At 31.4% G+C, this 20,180-nt stretch carries 14 protein-coding genes; 4 read left to right on the plus strand and 10 right to left on the minus strand.

The features are described from left to right. Positions 1-73: 73 nt before the first annotated feature. The 8 genes from ACZ2G2_RS07115 to metG all read right to left on the minus strand — a co-directional run bounded on the left by ACZ2G2_RS07115 (position 74) and on the right by metG (position 14,971). Entirely contained in the window at positions 74-781 is a 708-nt protein-coding gene (locus ACZ2G2_RS07115) for a YiaD family glycine zipper/OmpA-like lipoprotein (protein ID WP_090836639.1), read from the minus strand. Positions 782-786: 5 nt separating this feature from the next. Then, positions 787-1,257: a lipocalin family protein gene (locus tag ACZ2G2_RS07120; RefSeq protein ID WP_470394741.1), complete on the minus strand. Its 471-nt coding sequence runs from the start codon at positions 1,255-1,257 to the stop codon at positions 787-789. A 129-nt stretch (positions 1,258-1,386) separates the two neighbouring features. Then, on the minus strand, positions 1,387-2,814 hold the full coding sequence (locus ACZ2G2_RS07125) for a hypothetical protein (RefSeq protein ID WP_470394743.1): 1,428 nt from the start codon (positions 2,812-2,814) through the stop codon (positions 1,387-1,389). 82 nt (positions 2,815-2,896) lie between these two features. Next, positions 2,897-5,257, minus strand: a complete 2,361-nt coding sequence (locus ACZ2G2_RS07130) for a hypothetical protein (RefSeq protein ID WP_470394745.1) — start codon at positions 5,255-5,257, stop codon at positions 2,897-2,899. A 99-nt stretch (positions 5,258-5,356) separates the two neighbouring features. After that, the gene (locus ACZ2G2_RS07135) at positions 5,357-7,708 is read right to left on the minus strand and encodes a hypothetical protein (protein WP_470394747.1); all 2,352 of its coding nucleotides are present in this window, start codon (positions 7,706-7,708) and stop codon (positions 5,357-5,359) included. A 47-nt stretch (positions 7,709-7,755) separates the two neighbouring features. Continuing rightward, positions 7,756-10,107, minus strand: a complete 2,352-nt coding sequence (locus ACZ2G2_RS07140; protein ID WP_470394748.1) for a hypothetical protein — start codon at positions 10,105-10,107, stop codon at positions 7,756-7,758. Between the two features lie 144 nt (positions 10,108-10,251). Continuing rightward, a complete protein-coding gene (locus tag ACZ2G2_RS07145) occupies positions 10,252-12,630 on the minus strand; it encodes a hypothetical protein (RefSeq protein WP_470394750.1) in 2,379 nt (792 codons plus the stop codon). A gap of 220 nt (positions 12,631-12,850) precedes the next feature. Continuing rightward, positions 12,851-14,971 carry a methionine--tRNA ligase gene (metG, locus tag ACZ2G2_RS07150; protein ID WP_470394907.1) on the minus strand — a complete coding sequence of 707 codons (2,121 nt, stop codon included), beginning with the start codon at positions 14,969-14,971 and terminating at the stop codon, positions 12,851-12,853. Between metG and ACZ2G2_RS07155 the strand changes: the two genes are divergently transcribed. The 4 genes from ACZ2G2_RS07155 to ACZ2G2_RS07170 all read left to right on the plus strand — a co-directional run bounded on the left by ACZ2G2_RS07155 (position 14,972) and on the right by ACZ2G2_RS07170 (position 17,929). Then, complete coding sequence (locus ACZ2G2_RS07155) at positions 14,972-15,979, plus strand: S66 peptidase family protein (RefSeq protein ID WP_470394752.1); 1,008 nt, start codon at positions 14,972-14,974, stop codon at positions 15,977-15,979. Further along, on the plus strand, positions 15,980-16,339 hold the full coding sequence (locus tag ACZ2G2_RS07160) for a YraN family protein (protein ID WP_470394754.1): 360 nt from the start codon (positions 15,980-15,982) through the stop codon (positions 16,337-16,339). Between the two features lie 82 nt (positions 16,340-16,421). Then, a complete protein-coding gene (locus ACZ2G2_RS07165; RefSeq protein ID WP_232782547.1) occupies positions 16,422-17,132 on the plus strand; it encodes a zinc metallopeptidase in 711 nt (236 codons plus the stop codon). Positions 17,133-17,212: 80 nt separating this feature from the next. Beyond that, positions 17,213-17,929 carry a Bax inhibitor-1/YccA family protein gene (locus ACZ2G2_RS07170; RefSeq protein ID WP_470394756.1) on the plus strand — a complete coding sequence of 239 codons (717 nt, stop codon included), beginning with the start codon at positions 17,213-17,215 and terminating at the stop codon, positions 17,927-17,929. 170 nt (positions 17,930-18,099) lie between these two features. Here the strand turns inward: ACZ2G2_RS07170 and ACZ2G2_RS07175 are convergent, their stop codons facing one another. Further along, positions 18,100-18,570 (minus strand): Lrp/AsnC ligand binding domain-containing protein, encoded by a 471-nt coding sequence (locus ACZ2G2_RS07175; protein WP_090836626.1) that lies wholly within the window; start codon positions 18,568-18,570, stop codon positions 18,100-18,102. Positions 18,571-18,789: 219 nt separating this feature from the next. Continuing rightward, positions 18,790-20,154: a saccharopine dehydrogenase family protein gene (locus tag ACZ2G2_RS07180; RefSeq protein ID WP_470394759.1), complete on the minus strand. Its 1,365-nt coding sequence runs from the start codon at positions 20,152-20,154 to the stop codon at positions 18,790-18,792. Positions 20,155-20,180 lie beyond the last annotated feature (26 nt).

The following is a 20,180-nucleotide window of genomic DNA, read 5'->3' on the forward strand; positions in this document are numbered from 1 at the left end:
TATTATAAAATTTAATAAGGTCTGGTAATATATTTAACTCTGTGTAAATTTCCGAATAAAATCGAAATTAATTCTAGTTTTCGCCAGATTGCATTTTTGCATCGTTAATCATCTTCTCATTTGGTAAAATAGCCACATTTACACGTCTATTTTTTGCACGCCCTTCGGCAGTACTATTATCATTAGTTGGTTGTAGTTCTCCAAACCAATTGGTTGTAAAACGGGCACTACTCAATCCTTGACTTGTTAGGTAATTGGTCACTGCATTAGCTCTGTTTTTTGATAATATCAAGTTGTTTTCTTCGCTACCAACACTATCTGTGTGTCCCACAACTAAAATATTAGTGTCTGGATACTCTTTAAAAACGCCAACAAGTTTATTTAGTGATTCTTGAGATTTTGCATTAACACCATATTTTGCAGTGTCAAAATAAACACCACTATTTTCGTCAAAAGTAATTACGATACCTTCGTCAACACGCTCTACGACAGCTCCAGGGATTTCTTCTTCGATCTGTTGTGCTTGTTTGTCCATTTTGTTTCCTATTAAGACTCCAGCACCTCCACCAACAACACCTCCAATAACAGCTCCAAGTTCTCCGTTACCACCTTTTCCAACGTTGTTACCAATTATAGCACCTAATATAGCGCCTCCAGTTGCGCCTATCACGCCTCCTTTTTGTTTGTTATTTGCATTTTTTACACTGCTGCAGCTTGTAAAACTAATTGTTAATACTAGTGTAAGTGCGCTGATTGTTATTTTATTAAATATTGATTTCATAGGTTTTATAGTTTTGAAAAGTTCATGTTAATTGTAAATGGAGCTCCGTCTACGGTAATTGTTTGTTGCCACATCATGTTAGTCTCAGAAAGTTGTGCTAGTTTTAGTCTAAAGCCTTGATTGCTTTCGCTTTTACCTTTTGCATCTGTTGGCTTTAAAAGAAAGTTGTATAAACCAGTTGCTTCATCTATTTCTTGAATACTAAAGTTGAAGTTGCGTGTGCCAGCATTACAAGCTGTTTTATCTATAGTGTAAGTCCCAGAATAATTATTTGGAATGAATTGCCACGTGCTTTGTTCAAAGCATGCTTTGGATACATCATTAAAAAGGGATACTTTATAAATGCCTGCTTGACTGTAATTAATGGTGTTTAATACCCATTCTCCTTTTATAGTTTGTCTTGATTCTTTGACTGTTTTTGAAGCGCCGCAGCTTAACAGTAAACTTAAAAATAAGACGGTTACAATTTGTTTCATAATATTAGATTTGATTATGATACAAAGATGCAATACTCTTTAAGGTTTGGTATTACATGATTATTTTCATGCTTTATATAATTTCCATTTTACCTAAAGTAATAACTTGTTTTGGTGAGTTTTATTTAACTAAAAATCAAATTTGAATAGAGAATACAAACCGTTTTTTTTATCATAATTACCTAGAAGGTAACTAGAATTGTATTTAAATAAAGTTTGTAAATTAGGATTATTAAAAGCATTGTTGTCTTGCTTAAAGTTTTGAATTTTATCAAAATCGTTTAAAGGAATACGTCCTTTTATATGATTTAGATTGTCGTCAAATAAACAACTAATTCGTGTTGACTTTGTTTGTGAGTAATTATAAAGGTTATTAGTTAATAGCCCAAATGCTATACCGCCAACTAATCCAAAATTAACCATTGCAAAATTATTGCCGGCAATTTCTTTACTAGCACCAAGAGTTATAATTAATTGGTCGTTTTTTGTATACGCTGTAATTCCAATTTTTGATTGTGTAATTTTTCTTAGAAATTTAGAATTTTTTTCAAGTTCTCTGTAATTGTCAAACTCGCCTCCTTCTTGAATTATCGGCGTATTTTTAAAGTCTATTTTATCTTCTTTGTTAATTTGAAACGTTTTTAAAAGCGTTAAGTTTTTTAGATTGTAAGCGCTAAAACTTAAGTGGTCTAAAGTTGAATAGATAGTTAAAAGTTTGTCGTTGTATATAAACGAGTTGGAGTTGGCACCTCTATGACTCTCATTAAAACCAGTGTTTATTATATTTTGAAAATTATAAGTATTAGTTTCTAAATCTAAGCTTATAATATAAGTAGATTTATCAAAAAGATTACTTGTTATAGTAAGGGTATTGTTATTTAGATATAGTTTAGTAATAGCATTTGTTTGTTCTAAACTATTAGGTACGTTATTATTAATGATCTCTATTGTAGAATAAGACGGATTACCAAATAGCAATGGGTAAAGAGGGTAGTCTTGATCAATATTATTAACGATGTTTTCTTTAGATAAATCATATTCAAAAGATTGTATTACTCCTTTTTCTGTTATAGTTAAGGTTTTTAATACATCATTTTTTTTACTAACTGTAAGGAGGTGTATTTTGTTTTTACGCACCAGAAATTCAACTATTTTTTCTTTGTCTAGCTTAATATTTAAGTCTTCTGTAATATTGAATTTATTTGTAATAAAATTTATAGAAACCGAACTAAAATGCGTTTTGTTGGTGTTGCTAAAAAAGAGTGTGTAAGTATCATTGTTATAAATTGCACCAATAATAACTTTTCCTTTTTTAGGAATTTTGATGTTATTTATAGATCCAATTAATGCTTTGTTTTGGTTGTATAGTTTCCCAAAGACTACTTTTCTGTTAGTGAAAAATAAAACAATATCTTTTGTGTCTTCATTTACTAAAGGGATTATATCACGTGGATTTAAAAAATCAGATTCTGTTTTTATATTACTAATTAGCCACTCTTCTTGAGCATAGGTGTTTATGCTTGACAAACAAAAAAGGATTAAAAATAAATATCTCATAATTTAGGTATTAGTAATAATGTGGTATTAGTGAAGTTTGCTAAATGATATAATTGTAAAAGCTAAAATACTTATTATTTATTTATTCAATATTAATTGTTTTTACCTCTGAAAAAAAAGTACCATCGTCAGTAACGCCTTCTATGTATAGATTAATGTTTTTTACGCTAAAACTTTTAAATTTTAAAACTAACTCATTATTATAATTTAAGCTATTAATTGGCAGCCAATCTATGATGCCGTATTGGTTATAAAAAGCACTTTTATAGGTTGCATAAATGGGCTTGTAAAACTGCTTTTCATCACTAAAGGTTAGTGGTGGGGTGTAGTTGGTATAACGCTGTGTTTTATCATTACTTTCATTTAATCGTGCTGATGGATCTGTGTAGATTCTAATAGTTCCACCAGCTCCTCTAATGCCTTCACCTAAACCACTTTTGTTTATTTCGACGTAATCGATAATATTCATTGATAATGATGTTAATTGACTTAGTCCGTTCCTAAGTGGCATGCCATCTAAAAATACTGTGGGAGGAGGAACACCAGGTTTAAAACTAGTTAAAGTTATATCTCCGTATTGTCCTTTGCCAACTTTGTACCATTTGCTAAAATAAGCAGCTAAATTGGGTGTCACATATCTTTTTTTGTTGTCCCAAAGATCAATTTTTCCCCAAGATCTTTTTCCTAATTCATCTATTCTTACTTGTTTTTTTGAAGCTTTAATAATTACTTCCTCTAACATTTGGGTCTTATTTAGATTTGATTCTATAAAAACACTTTTTAAATTTACTAGTTTTGGATGTTTATATTTTGAATTTAATAGTGTAATTGTATTTTCAATTATTGGTATTTTAGACGGGTAAAATTGAAGATATAGTTTTGGACTAGTTGTTTTTCCTTTTTCATTCAATTCTATGATTTTTATCCCTTCATTGTTGATAGGAAATAAATTCTGTTGTTCAAAGGTGTTATTTTTTTTATCTACGACATATGTCGCGGATTTGTTGTAATGTAATGGTAATAGTATAAAATTACTAGACTCTGTTTTATTTGCTGTAGCTTTAAAATAAATCCCTTTTTCAAAGACAAAGTTTGTTTTGGGAGGATTATTAAAAATGTTAAACCAATTATAGCTACTCCAACCTTGAGTAATTAGAAGGTTATTTAAATCATATTTTTTTTGATTATTAATATCGGTAAAATAATACTTAGCATTTTCGACCTTCCCCTTTATATATGGTTGAAGATAGGTCGAGGATATTATGTTATGATGATGATTATAGGCTTTGGTTTGTGCTGGAAGTATGGAAACACTGAAGTTGGACTCATTGGATATAAAGACGTCTTTATAGCTAATAGTAGCAATAATTGTGTCTTCTTGTTTTACAATAGTAGCTAAGTTGCTGTTACTGTTTTTTAATCCGGCATATTTGAAAAATAGACGCTCTAAAATGGGTTTGTTGTTCTGATCAAAAACAGTAAATATATTTACACCCGGCTTCAAATCTGAAATATTAATCAGGTTGGTTAATTCAGTTTGTTTTGTAAAATCAAAATTTATAATTTTTAAAACTTCTCCATTATGAATAGTTAATGTGTACTTATTCTTTTTTATTGTTTTATGAGTTGCCCTGTTGGTTTTAATATTTAGTATTACCTTGTTAGCTGTTTTTTTTATACTTAAAACAATGCCTTTTGACTCTATGTTATTTATCTTATAACTAAGAATTTTATCATTGTGATTGAAGATTGCAGTATAGGTTTCGTTTTCTTTTGGTGTAAAACTAACAGACCCAATTCCTAGTTGGTTGACTTTAAAGTTTGATATAGTGTTTTTTTTATCATCAACAATGTGTCCTTCGATGTTTGGAATTCCAAATCCTAGGTTGTTTTTAATAACAATACCAAAAACGTTACTAACGTCATTAATTGCATGACCACTTTCTGGTAAAAACTGAGCATCAATTTTGGATTCTAAATTTGTGTCTTTATTTTTAGAAATAGTTTTGTTATCTATAACTTCGATTATTTCTGAATAAAAATTAGGTTCGTCAAAATTTTTCTGCCAATTAGTATAGGCTTTAAAGGTGTATTCTCCAGCAGTAAACAGACTGTCAATGTTAAAAAGACCATGTCCTCTGCCTTCAGTGATACGGATTAATTTACTTTGAATATTTTTTTTGTTTTGGTCTTCAATAACGCAATATAAGTTTGAAGTGGTTAAAGAAGGTTTTTTTGTTTTTTTATCAAAAGCATAAGCAGTAAATCCTATTGTTTCGCCTGCTATAAAAACAGACTTGTTTAAATGTGCATAAGTTGTTTCTCTTGGGCTGTTTGTGTAGGCTTTGAAAGCCGTAATTAAACTGTCTTTAAATTGTTGTGCATAAAAAAAACAGGAACAACAGATTGTGAATACAATTGTAAGGAATAGTTTTTTAGACATATAATTTATTTTTGGTTGGTTGGTTGGTTGGTTGGTTGGTTGGTTGGTTGGTTGGTTGGTTGGTTGGTTGGTTAGTCTGATTTTATAGCTTTGTATTATTTATTCAATATTAATTGTTTTTACCTCGGATATAAAAGTACCATCGTCAGTAACGCCTTCTATGTATAGATTAATGTTTTTTACGCTAAAACTTTTAAATTTTAAAACTAACTCCTTGTTTTGATTTAAGCTATTGATTGGTAGCCAGTCAATAACGCCATAATGTTTGTAAAAGTTGCTATTATAAGAGGAGTAGATAGGCTTATAAAACTGCTTATCATCACTAAAGGTTAATGGTAGTTTAAAGGATTGAAATGTAATCCCTTCGTATCCATTTTCTGAAAAAATTATGTTAGGATCTGTATAGATTCTAACAACGGTAAATCCTGATAGTATACCTTCTCCTAGACCTTCTTTGTTTATTTCAACATAATCAACAGTGGACAATGGTAATGTTGTCAATTGACCTAAATCGGAAAGACGTATGTCATTTAAAAAAAAATTTACGGAACCACCTCTAAATGTTGATATAATCATGTCTCCATATTGTCCACTTCTTACGTTAAACCATTTACTAAAATAAGCCGCCAAATTTGGTGTTCTTTGTCTTTTTTTTGTGTCCCATAGATCAATTCTGCCCCAAGATGTTCGTCTTAACTCTTCTAATCTCGCTTCTCTTTTTGAGGCTTCGATAATGACTTCATCAAGCATTTGTGTGTTGTCTAAATTAGATTCTAAAAAAGGATTGTTAAGAATGTTTGGTTTTTGATGTTTGTGTCTTAAATTTTTTAAATTAGAAGTTGTACTTATTGTAGGAATAATAGAAGGATAAAATTGAAGGTATAATTTAGGACTCTTGATTTTTCCTTTTTTATTTAATTCTGCAATATTTAATGTTTCATCATTTATGGGGTATAAATGACGTTGTTCAAAAGTTTTTTTATTTGTATCGACATTAAACACAGAAGAGTTATTGTAGCGTAAGGGGTACATTATAAAATTATTAGTTTCAGTTTTGTTTGCTGTAGCTTTAAAATAAATCCCTTTTTCAAAGACAAAGTTTGTTTTGGGAGGATTATTAAAAATGTTAAACCAATTATAACTACTCCAACCTTGAGTGATTAGAAGGTTATTTAAATCATATTTTTTTTGATTATTAATATCGGTAAAATAATACTTAGCATTTTCTACCTCCCCATTTATATATGGTTGAAGATAAGTTGAGGATATTATGTTATGATGATGATCATAGGCTTTGGTTTGTGCTGGTAAGATGGAAACGCTTAAGTTAGATCCGTTGGATATGGAGATGTCTTTATAGCTAATAGTAGCAATAAGAGAGTCTTCCTGTTTTACAACAGTAGCTAAGTTGCTATTGCTGTTTTTTAATCCGTCATATTTGAAAAATAGGCGTTCTAAAATGGGTTTGTTGCTCTGATCAAAAACAGTAAAAATATTTACACCTGGCTTTAATTCTGAAGTTTTAATCAGGTTGGTTAACTCGGTTTGTTTTGTAAAATCAAAATTTATAATTTTTAAAACTTCTCCATTATGAATAGTTAATGTGTACTTATTCTTTTTTATTGTTTTATGAGTTGCCCTGTTGGTTTTAAGATTTACTATTACCTTGTTTGCAGTATGTTTTATGCTTAAAACAATACCTTTTGGTTCTATGTTATTTATTTTAAAGCTATTTGTTTTGTCGTTATGAGTAAGTATTGCAGTATAGGATTCATTTTCTTTTGGAGTAAAACTGACTGACCCAATTCCTAGTTGGTTGACTTTAAAGTTTGTTACAGTATTTTTTTTATCATCAACAATGTGTCCTTCGATGTTTGGAATTCCAAATCCTAGATTATCTTTAATAACAATACCAAAAACGTTACTAACGTCATTAATTGCATGACCACTTTCTGGTAAAAACTGAGCATCAATTTTGGATTCTAAATTTGTGTCTTTATTTTTAGAAATAGTTTTGTTATCTATAACTTCAATAATTTCTGAATAAAAATTAGGTTCGTCAAAATTTTTCTGCCAATTAGTATAGGCTTTAAAAGTGTATTGCCCTCCAGTGTAAAGACTATCAATGTTAAAAAGACCATGTCCTCTACCTTCAGTGATACGGATTAATTTGCTTTGAATAATTTTTTTGTTTTGGTCTTCAATAACACAATATAAGTTTGAAGTTTTTAAAGAAGGTTTTTTTGTTTTTTTTTCAAAAGCATAAGCAGTAAATCCTAGTGTTTCGCCTTTTATAAAAATAGACTTGTTTAAATGCGCATAAGTTGTTTCTCTTGGGCTGTTTGTGTAGGTTTTGAAAGCCGTAATTAAACTGTCTTTAAATTGTTGTGCATAAAAAAAACAGGAACAACAGATTGTGAATACAATTGTAAGGAATAGTTTTTTAGACATATAATTTATTTTTGGTTGGTTAGTCTGATTTTATAGCTTTGTATTATTTATTCAATATTAATTGTTTTTACCTCGGATATAAAAGTACCATCGTCAGTAATTCCTTCTATGTATAGATTAATGCGTTTTACACCAACACTTTTAAATTTGATAACTAACTCCTTGTTTTGATTTAAGCTATTGATTGGTAGCCAGTCAATAACGCCATAATGTTTGTAAAAGTTGCTATTATAAGAGGAGTAGATAGGCATATAAAATTTTTTGTCATCGCTAAAAGTTAATGGGGGTTTATAAGATTGAAATGTAATTCCGTCGTACCCGTTTTCTGAAAAAATTATGTTAGGATCTGTATAGATTCTAACAACGCTAAGTCCTGATAGTATACCTTCTCCTAGACCTTCTTTGTTTATTTCAACATAATCAACAGTGGACAATGGTAATGTTGTCAATTGACCTAAATCGGAAAGACGTATGTCATTTAAAAAAAATTTTACGGAACCACCTCTAAATGTTGATATAATCATGTCTCCATATTGTCCTCTTCTTACTATAAACCATTTGCTTAAATAAGCCGCCAAATTTGGTGTTCTTTGTCTTTTTTTTGTGTCCCATAGATCAATTCTGCCCCAAGATGTTCGTCTTAACTCTTCTAACCTCGCTTCTCTTTTTGAGGCTTCGATAATGACTTCATCAAGCATTTGTGTGTTGTCTAAATTAGATTCTAAAAAAGGATTGTTAAGAATGTTTGGTTTTTGATGTTTGTGTCTTAAATTTTTTAAATTAGAAGTTGTACTTATTGTAGGAATAATAGAAGGATAAAATTGAAGGTATAATTTAGGACTCTTGATTTTTCCTTTTTTATTTAATTCTGCAATATTTAATGTTTCATCATTTATGGGGTATAAATGACGTTGTTCAAAAGTTTTTTTATTTGTATCGACATTAAACACAGAAGAGTTATTGTAGCGTAAGGGGTACATTATAAAATTATTAGTTTCAGTTTTGTTTGCTGTAGCTTTAAAATAAATCCCTTTTTCAAAGACAAAGTTTGTTTTGGGAGGATTATTAAAAATGTTAAACCAATTATAACTACTCCAACCTTGAGTGATTAGAAGGTTATTTAAATCATATTTTTTTTGATTATTAATATCGGTAAAATAATACTTAGCATTTTCTACCTCCCCATTTATATATGGTTGAAGATAAGTTGAGGATATTATGTTATGATGATGATCATAGGCTTTGGTTTGTGCTGGTAAGATGGAAACGCTTAAGTTAGATCCGTTGGATATGGAGATGTCTTTATAGCTAATAGTAGCAATAAGAGAGTCTTCCTGTTTTACAACAGTAGCTAAGTTGCTATTGCTGTTTTTTAATCCGTCATATTTGAAAAATAGGCGTTCTAAAATTGGTTTGTTGCTCTGATCAAAAACAGTAAAAATATTTACACCTGGCTTTAATTCTGAAGTTTTAACCAGGTTGGTTAACTCAGTTTGTTTTGTAAAATCAAAATTTATAATTTTTAAAACTTCTCCATTATGAATAGTTAATGTGTACTTATTCTTTTTTATTGTTTTATGAGTTGCCCTGTTGGTTTTAAGATTTACTATTACCTTGTTTGCAGTATGTTTTATGCTTAAAACAATACCTTTTGGTTCTATGTTATTTATTTTAAAGCTATTTGTTTTGTCGTTATGAGTAAGTATTGCAGTATAGGATTCATTTTCTTTTGGAGTAAAACTGACTGACCCAATTCCTAGTTGGTTGACTTTAAAGTTTGTTACAGTATTTTTTTTATCATCAACAATGTGTCCTTCGATGTTTGGAATTCCAAATCCTAGATTATCTTTAATAACAATACCAAAAACGTTACTAACGTCATTAATTGCATGACCACTTTCTGGTAAAAATTGGGCGTCAATTTTAGACTCTAAATTTGTATCTTTATTTTTAGAAATAGTTTGGTCGTCTACGACTTCAATAATTTCTGAATAAAAATTAGGTTCGTCAAAATTTTTCTGCCAATTAGTATAGGCTTTAAAAGTGTATTGCCCTCCAGTATAAAGACTATCAATGTTAAAAAGACCATGTCCTCTACCTTCAGTGATACGGATTAATTTGCTTTGAATAATTTTTTTGTTTAGGTCTTCAATAACACAATATAAGTTTGAAGTTTTTAAAGAAGGTTTTTTTGTTTTTTTATCAAAAGCATAAGCAGTAAATCCTAGTGTTTCGCCTTTTATAAAAATAGACTTGTTTAAATGCGCATAAGTTGTTTCTCTTGGGCTGTTTGTGTAGGTTTTGAAAGCCGTAATTAAACTGTCTTGAAATTGTTGTGCATAAAAAAAGGATGAACAACAGATTGTGAATACAATTGTAAGGAATAGTTTTTTAGACATATTTGTGAGTTTAGGGATTTGGTTTTATTTAACAAAAACCAAACCACTATTCTCAATGTTTTTCTGAATCTTGTGTTATATTACTTGTAAGCACTTGTTTTTACTAGGGTTTTTTAATGTAAAATTTTTTTATTTTTTTTCTGTTTAGTCTAAGTTTATTCTTTTGATTTCAGAAATAAAACGACCGTTTTCTGTGACGCCTTCTATAAATAAATTAATGTTGCTTTTACTTACTATTGGTAGTTTTAGAAATAATTCCCCTTTAGCGTTTAGAGTTGTTTTTGCTAGCCATTCAATAACCCCATATTCATTGAAAAAATTACTATTGTAAGACTTGTATGTTGGTTTGTAAAACTTTTTGTCTTCACTAAATGTCAATGGAAAATTATAAGCTTTAAAAACTTTTCCAGCTCCGTTTGTTGATTGTAGGTTTACATTAGGGTCTGTATATATACGTATTACACCGCCTCCACCTCTAATACCTTCTCCTAAACCACTTCTATTAATTTCAATGTAATCTATAATGTCCATTTGAATGTTTAATAATTGATTAAAGCCTTGGACTGGTACATCGTCTATAAAAACTAAAGGAGTGTTACTGCTTGATGTCGAGTTGGATGATTTATTTATAATGAAGGGATCTCCTATTCTGTTTGTTCCTGTTGTAAACCATTTACTCAGATAGGCTAATAAACTTGGGGTACGTTTTCTTTTATTTTTATCCCATAAATCTACATAGCCATAAGAGCTTCTTTTTAACTCTTCTAATCTTGTTTTCTTTTTTTCTGCAGCAATAACCACTTCATCTAATTGCTGTACATTATCAAAATTAGATGATGCTAGATTGTTTTCAATTTTAGAAGTTGAGCTGCGTTGGTATTTAGAAGATAATAAATTTCTTTTCTTTTCTAATTTAGGTATAGACGAAGGGTAGTATTGGATATATAATGATGGTTTTTTTATTGCTCCACTTTTGTTTATTTCAGCTAATTTAAGTGTTTCATTGTTAATTGGGAATAAATTTTTTTGTTCAAAAACGTTATTAATAGGGTTAATTTCAAATGTTGTAGCATCGGAATAGCGCATAGGGTACATTAAAAAGTCTTCAGCATTTTTAGAGTTAATCGATGCTTTAAAAAAGATACCTTTTTCAAAAACATAGTTTACTCCCGGTGGATTATTAAAAATATTATGCCAATTGTAGCTACTCCAACCTTGAGTGATTAATAAATTATCTAAATCATGTTTTTTTTCTCTGTTTACGTTTGTAAAATAATATTTGGCATTTTCTACATCCCCTTTAATGTAAGGTTGTAGGTATACTGAAGATATGATATTATGATTGTGGTTGTAAGATTTGGTATCACTAGGTAAAACGGAAATACTAAGGTTGTTGTTCGTTAATGGGGTTAGTGATTTGTAAGTTAAAGTTAAGTTTAGGGTGTCATTTCTTTTTGTAATAATGGGGGCATTACTTGATATTTTTTCAATTCCGTCATGTTTAAAGTATAAGCGCTCTAAAAGAGGTGTGTTGCTTTCGTCAAAAACAGTAAATATATTAATTCCAGGCGTTAAGTCAGAATTATTAATAAGACTAGTAAATTCAAGACTTTCGCTTAGATCAAATTCAACGATTTTCATAACATTTCCGTTGTGTATTGTTAAGCTATATATATTTTCTTCTATATCTAATTGGGTATCCATGTTTGTTTTTATACTAACAAAAACCTTATCATTCGTGCTTTTTAAATTTAGAATAATTCCTTTATCTTCTATAGAATTGATTTTTACTGTATGTTTCTGGTCTTGATAATAAAAGATGGCAGAATAGGTTTCATTTAAGAGGGGTGTAAAAGAAAGAGAGCCAATTCCTAAAATATTTACTTTGAAGTCAGTAATGTTATTATTGTTTGAGTCTATAATTACTCCTTCAACATTTGGGATACCAAAACCTAAGCCATTTTTTATTGTAACTCCAAACGTATTTTGTACATCTGTGACAGCATGTCCGCTTTCAGGTAAAAATTGGGCGTCAATTTTTGAAAGTAATTCTTTGTTTTCTGTTTTTTGTAGGCTATTATCATTGATAACTTCGATTGTTTGCGAGTAAAAATTTGGTTCATCAAAATTTCTTTGCCAATTTGTATAAGCTTTAAATGTGTATTGTCCTGAAGTTAAAAGACTATCGATATCAAAAATCCCATTACCAATACCTTCATCTACCTTGATTAATTTACTTTTAATAATGTTCTTATCTGCATCCTCTAACACACAGTATAAATTATTAGTTGTTAGAGATGTCTTTTTGCTTTCTTTATCTATAACGTAAGCTGTAAAACCCATAGTCTCTCCCTTAATAAAAGTGGACTTGTTTAAATGAGCATAGGTTATTTCTCTGGGGTTAGAAGAGTAGTTTTTAAATGCGCTAATTAAATTGTCTACAGGTTGTTGTGCGTAAAATAATTGTGTAAAACACAAGCTAATTAATGAAAGAGCTAAATGTTGTTTTTTTAGGATATTCATGGTTTTTGTTTTATTGATATTGCGATATTTATTTGAAAAATAACAAAAAAACCTCACAGTTTTAAGCTATGAGGTTTTATTTTTATTTTGAAATACTTTAATTAAAACGATAGTATCTAAACTGGTGAAAAAAAAGTAAATTTATTTTTTTTTTATTTTTGGAGGAATACTTACTTTTTTTAAAGTTGATTTCATTATTAATCTTAATCAAAAGATACCATTAACTAATATGAAACCCATTATTAACAGTAGCATCATCGGGATTTACAAATACTAATTTACCTTCAGCGTTCTCAGTCATTAAAATCATACCTTGACTTTCAACACCACGTAGTGCTCTTGGCGCTAAATTAACCAAAACGGTTACTTTTTTACCAATGACATCTTCAGGTTTAAAGTGTTCTGCTATTCCAGATACGATGGTTCTGACATCAATACCAGTATCTACTTTTAATACTAAAAGCTTTTTTGCTTTCGGCATTTTTTCAGCTTCTAAAATAGTTCCAACACGCAGATCTAATTTAGTAAAGTCATCAAAATTAATTTCTTCTTTTTGTGGCTCGACTATTTTATTAGCAGCTTCGTTTGCTTTTTTGCTAGCTTCCAATTTGTCTAACTGTACTTGTATTTGCTCGTCTTCAATTTTACTAAATAATAGCTCACCTTTTTCTATTTGATGTGCTGCAGGTAGTAATACGTCTTTAGTAGAAATATCACTCCAAGCATTTTCTGTAGTATTAAGGATTGTTTTTAGTTTAGTAGATGTAAATGGCAAAAATGGTTCTGATAAGGTTGCTAAAGCGCTAGCTATTTGAAGCGCAACATACATGATGGTTTGTGTTCTAGCTTCGTCAGTTTTTATTAGTTTCCAAGGTTCTTCATCTGCTAAGTACTTGTTTCCAAGTCTAGCAAGATTCATTAACTCTTGTCCTGCTTCTCTAAAACGGTAACGCTCTAAAGAGCTTTCAATAACTGCAGGGTATGCTTTTACTGTTGCTAAAGTTTCTTGGTCAATTGCTGAAAAAGCAGAAGGTGTAGGGACTACGCCTTCGTAATATTTGTTAGTTAAAACAACCACACGGTTAATAAAATTTCCGAAGATTGCTACTAGCTCGTTATTGTTTCTTGCTTGAAAATCTTTCCAAGTAAAATCGTTGTCTTTAGTTTCTGGCGCGTTTGCTGTTAAAGCGTAACGCAAGACGTCTTGTTGGTTCGGGAAATCTTGTAAGTAGTCTGGTAGCCAAACCGCCCAGTTTTTAGAAGTCGATAGTTTTTTACCTTCTAAGTTTAAAAACTCATTGGCAGGTACATTATCAGGTAAAATATAGCTTCCTTCTGCTTTAAGCATAGCAGGGAAAATAATACAATGGAAAACAATATTATCCTTACCAATAAAGTGTACTAATTTAGTGTCTTTATCTTTCCAGTATGGTTCCCAATCTTTTCCTTCTCTAGCAGCCCATTCTTTAGTAGATGAGATGTAACCAATTGGCGCATCAAACCAAACATAAAGTACTTTTCCTTCGCCTCCAGGCACAGGTACAGGAATACCCCAGTCTAAATCTCTAGTTACGGCTCTTGGTCTTAGTCCATCATCGATCCATGACTTACATTGTCCGTAAACGTTAGATTTCCAATCTTTTTTATGGCCTTCTAAAATCCATTCCTTTAAAAACGCTTCATGTTTGTTTAAAGGTAAAAACCAGTGTTTTGTTTCTTTTAATGTTGGTACGTTTCCTGTGATAGCAGATTTAGGATTAATTAAATCTGTAGCGTTATGACTAGTTCCACAGTTTTCACATTGGTCACCATAACTTTCTTCATTTCCACATTTTGGACATGTTCCTACTACAAATCTATCCGCTAAAAACTGATTAGCTTCTGCATCATATAATTGTTCTGAAACTTCTTCAACAAATTCATTTTTATCATATAAGGTTGTAAAAAACTCAGAAGCAGTATCATGATGTATTTTTGCAGATGTACGCGAGTAATTGTCAAAAGTAATACCGAATTCTTCAAAAGAATCTTTTATAATTTTATGATATCTATCCACAATTTGTTGCGGAGTAACGCCTTCTTTTTTTGCTTTTATAGTAATTGGCACACCATGCTCATCACTACCGCAAATAAAAGCAACATCGTTACCCGTTAATCGTTTGTATCTAGCATAAATATCTGCTGGCACGTACACACCTGCTAAATGGCCGATATGTATTGGTCCGTTAGTGTATGGTAATGCAGCAGTAATTGTATATCTTTTTGACATCTTTATTTTCTTTTGAAGCCGTAAAAATACGCAATTTGATAGCCATTTAGAAAAAAAATGTAATTTTACAATATGGCAAAAAAGAGATTACTACTGATTATGTGTTGTGCTATTTTTTTCTTCGGAAATAATGCAGCGTCAGCACAAAATAAAACTGAAACTAAATTGATACAACCACCTTATTTGAAAGCAGGAGATACTGTTGCTATTGTTGCACCTTCTGGTGTTTTAAAAAATAGAAATGACGAAGTTAATCGCGCTAAAAAACTTTTAGAAAGCTGGAAGCTTCATGTTGTAATTGGTAAAAACGTATTTAGTCAGGCAGATCATTTTGCGGGGACAGATCAAGAACGTTGCGAAGATTTTCAGAGTGCTTTGGATGACCCTAAAATAAAAGCTATTTGGTCTGCTCGTGGCGGTTATGGTACCGTAAGGATTTTAGATAAATTAGATTATACTCAGTTTTTAAAACAACCAAAGTGGGTTATTGGGTATAGTGATATTACTGCGCTACATAATCAAATACATAATTTAGGAGTGCAAACTTTGCACGCTATAATGGCTGTTAGTTTACCTTCTAATTTATCGGATATTGAGCAAAGTCTTGCCACCTTTAAAAATACCATTTTTGGTCAGCCTTTAAGTTACACTTTAAAAGGGTCTACCTATAATAAAACGGGAGAAGCAAAAGGACCTTTAGTAGGTGGTAATTTAACTATTTTACATACCATGTTAGGGTCTAAAGAAAGTTTGGACACCTCAGGAAAGATTTTGTTTATTGAAGAAATTGGCGAATATAAGTACCATATAGATCGTATGTTACAAAGTTTAAAGCGTGCAGGGTACTTTGATAATTGTAAAGGTGTAATTGTTGGAGATATGAGCAGAATGCGAAAAAACACAACACTCTGGGGGACGTCTATTGAGCAATTAATTTTGGATGCGTTGTCCGATTATGATTTTCCGATTGCATTTAATATGCCAGCAGGACACGAAAAAGATAACAGAGCATTAATCCTAGGTCGAGACGTCTCATTAAAAGTTGAGAAAACTAAATCGACAGTAGTATTTGACCAATAGATGGCTAGTCATAATGAGCTTGGAGAAAAAGGCGAACAATTAGCAGTAGATTTTTTAATAGACAATAAGTATGCTATTTTAGAACGTAATTACCGTTTTAATAAAGCCGAAGTTGATATTATCGCCCAAAAAGAAGATGTTTTGGCAATAATAGAAGTCAAAACAAGATCAACATCTACTTTTGGTAATCCTCAAGACTTTGTAAAACCCAAACAAATACAACGTTTAGTAACTGCTGCAGACCACTATGTATCATCCAATAAATTAGATGTTGAGGTCCGTTTTGATATTATTGCAATTGTAAAACAGAATAAGCAATTTAATATCGAGCATTTAGAAAATGCCTTTTATCATTTTTAAACAATAACTGACAAAGTATCGCGCTAATACATTGGCTCACTTTTTGCTATCTTTATAATATCAACTTTAAAATTAAAAGAATATGTTTTCAGGACAAATGGGGTATTTTATACTAATCGGAGCTATAGGTTTAATTAGCTCTTTAGTAAGCGGTAAACTTAAAAGTAAGTTTGCGTTTTACTCTAAAGTACATTTACGCAACGGAATGACAGGAGCGGAGATTGCAAGAAAAATGCTTGCCGATAATGGAATAAGAGATGTAGAGGTTATTTCTGTAAAAGGACAATTAACAGACCACTATAATCCAACAAATAAAACCGTTAATTTAAGCGAGGTTGTTTATGGTCATGCCAATGCAGCAGCAGCAGCAGTAGCAGCTCATGAGGTTGGTCACGCTGTACAACACGCCACAGCTTACAGTTATTTAACCATGCGTTCTAAATTAGTGCCAGTGGTACAAGTCACATCAAAAATGTCACAATGGGTTATTATGGGAGGATTGGTCTTAATGGCAAGTCAAGCTATGGGCGCAGCAGGACAATATGTAGCCATTGCTGGTTTAGTAATGATGGGTTTTGCAACCTTATTTAGTTTTGTAACATTACCGGTAGAGTATGATGCAAGTAACCGTGCATTAGCTTGGTTAAAGGCTAAAAATATGGTGACGCCAGAAGAGTATAAAGGTTCTGAAGATGCACTTAAATGGGCAGCCAGAACCTATTTAGTAGCAGCTATTGGTGCATTAGCATCGTTGTTATATTGGGCCATGCAAATTTTAGGAAGACGCGATTAAAAGATAATTAGACAACAACATAATTAAAATTCGGTTTCTTTTTTTACATTTGAGTAACCAATTAATACTATTAACATTTTATGGAAAATAATCATGACAATTATCAAGGCGCAAGCACACATTTAAGTCTTGTTTCTGACGCAGACAGAACCGCATTTTACAAAAAAACGTATGCCCATGTAGCGGGTGGTGTTTTAGCATTTGTATTATTTGAATATTTATTATTACAAAGTGATACTATTGTAAAGTTCATGATGTCTATGGCGACTGGTATCAAATGGTTGTTGCTGCTAGGAGGTTTCATGTTTGTAACGACGTATGCGGAAAGTACAGCAATGAAAACTGGAGATAAAAACAAGCAATATTTGGCCTATGCTATTTATATTTTAGCACAAGCCTTTATTTTTATCCCTATGATTTTTATTGCGACTACTTATATGGATTCTGGAGCAGAGATACTGCAACAAGCAGGATTAGTAACCCTTGCTTTATTTACAGGTTTAACAGCGGTAGTTATGTTGACTAATAAAGATTTTTCGTTTTTAAAAGCAGGATTAACTATCGGGTTTTTTATAGCACTAGGGTTAATAATAGCAGGCGCTATATTTGGTTTTGACTTAGGATTATGGTTCTCTGGAGCCATGTGTTTATTAGCAGCAGGATCAATACTATATCAAACGTCACAAATAAAAGACAAGTACACAACAGAAGATTATATTCCGGCAGCATTAGGTTTATTTGCCTCTTTAATGTTATTATTCTGGTATGTACTTAGAATATTTATGTCAAGAGACTAAACACTATTTGGGCGTTACCTGTTTTAGCTTTTAATAGCTAAAATAGGTCAGGCTTTCACTACTCGCTCTCTGCGAGGAGCTCAGACAGACCGTTCAATCCTTAACGCAAAACACCTCAAAATTTTAAATAAATTTTGAGGTGTTTTTTTTTGCTTATAGGTTATTTAAAACTAGATTTTTATCTGTCTTTCAATCTGTTGATCTAAGGATATAAAGGTTTCTGTTCTTGATACGCCTGCTATGCTTTGTATGTCGTTGTTAAGTAGGTGCATTAAATGCTCGTTATCCTTACATAATATCTTGATAAGAATACTCCAGTTACCTGTAGTGTAATGGCACTCTAAAACTTCTGGTATTTTTTTTAAGTGTTTAACAGCTTCCGGGTTACTCATAGCTTTGTCCAAGTAAATACCAACAAATGCCATCGTGGTATAGCCTAATACTTTTGGGTTTATAACAAATTTAGATCCAGCAATAAGTTTTGACTTTTCTAACTTACGTAACCTTTGGTGTATGGCAGCGCCAGAGATACCAACTTGTCGTGCAATTTCTAAAACAGGTGTACGGGCATCTTGCATTAAGGCACGAAGTATCTTTTTATCAATACCGTCTATAATAATGTTATTGTTTGTGGTTTTCAAAGTTGTTTAAGTTATAGTTTAAAAGATAAATTTAAGTAAACTATTTTAAACTGAAACTAAAACTTTGATTTTTGCACGCCCTTTGGGTTGATGCGTTAAGGATAGAAGTGGCATCCTTTTTTGCTATTTAAAGCAAAAAAGATATAACGGATAGCCTGACCTAAATAAAACTTACAAGGTCCAAAAACCTTGTAAGTTTTGTGTGGTAACGCCCAAATATTACACGTTTAAAGGATTGTAGCCTAAATATGGGACTTCGGTTTCTTTAAATGTAATTCCGTAGTCTTCTAGTTCTTTTAAGATTGGTGTGTATACTTCTTTTGTAATAGGTATTTGTACACCAGGGGTGGTTATTTTACCGTTTAATATGGCTAAAGTTGCAATAGCTACGGGTAGTCCAACGGTTTTTGCCATTGCGGTATACATTTGGTCTTCTCCAAGGGTAACCATAGTGGCGTCAATTTGATGTTGTTTACCATTTAGCTCATATCCAAACTTATGGTACATTACAATCATGTCTTTGTCTTCAGGGTCTAAGGTCCAACTGTCCAATAGTATTTTTTGTAAAATTTGGGCTGGTGTTGCTTTGTCTAATTCCACCATTTTTGTCTTACTAAAAATGTCTAGTTCTAAAAATTTGTCCCAAATAATATCATCTTGATCTATTTTTAAAGCATGTCTAAATTTAAGCTCTACAGAGTCTGTTGGGCTGTATGGTAAAAAGGCATTTACAAAATCACGGTAGCTCATGTTTTTACTATCATCTATTGTGTAACTGTCATCTGTCATCCCTAAGGCAACAAAAACTTGCCATGCTCTAGAAAAACCAACACGACGCATGGTCCCTCTGTATAATGTTTTGACATTATTTAGATCGTATACACTTTGGTATTTTAAAGAGTCACGGTTGGCGTAGGCTTCAAAACGTCCAAACCCATCGACGTCTAAAAACTCGGTACGTCTAAATAAACGGTTGTAAGGGATGTATTTGTACGTGTTTTCTTGAAGAAATTTTGCAGCACCACCCTGACCTGCAGTAACTACGTTTCTTGGGTTCCAAGTAAATTTATAATTCCACAAATTGTTGTCGCTTTCTGGCGCTACTAGACCTCCTGTAAAGGATTCGAAAAGGATTATTTTACCACCTTTTTCGCGTATGCCATCAATAACTTGCATAGCACTCATGTGGTCTAATCCTGGATCTACACCAATCTCGTTCATAAAGACTAATCCTTTGTCTTTTGCAGCTTGGTCAAGTGCTTGCATCTGTTCACTGACGTAAGACGCAGTAACCATGCTTTTTCCAAAAGTAACACAGTCTTTTGCAACTTCTATATGGAAACGTGCTGGCAACATAGAGATAACAATATCGGCATTTTTAACCGCTGTTTCTCTAGAGTTGGCATCAAAGACATCTAAAGTAATTGCTGAAGCGTTGGCATGAGTACCAATCATTTTTTTAGCACTTTCTATGTTTAAATCACCAACGGTAATTTGTAAATTTTCTGTGGTTGATTTATCTAATAAATATTTAATTAAATATGAAGTGGATTTTCCTGAACCTATGACTAAAATCTTTCGCATAATGAGATTTGTTGAGTATTTTTGAA

The sequence above is a fragment of the Olleya sp. KKT75 genome (genome assembly GCF_055635485.1).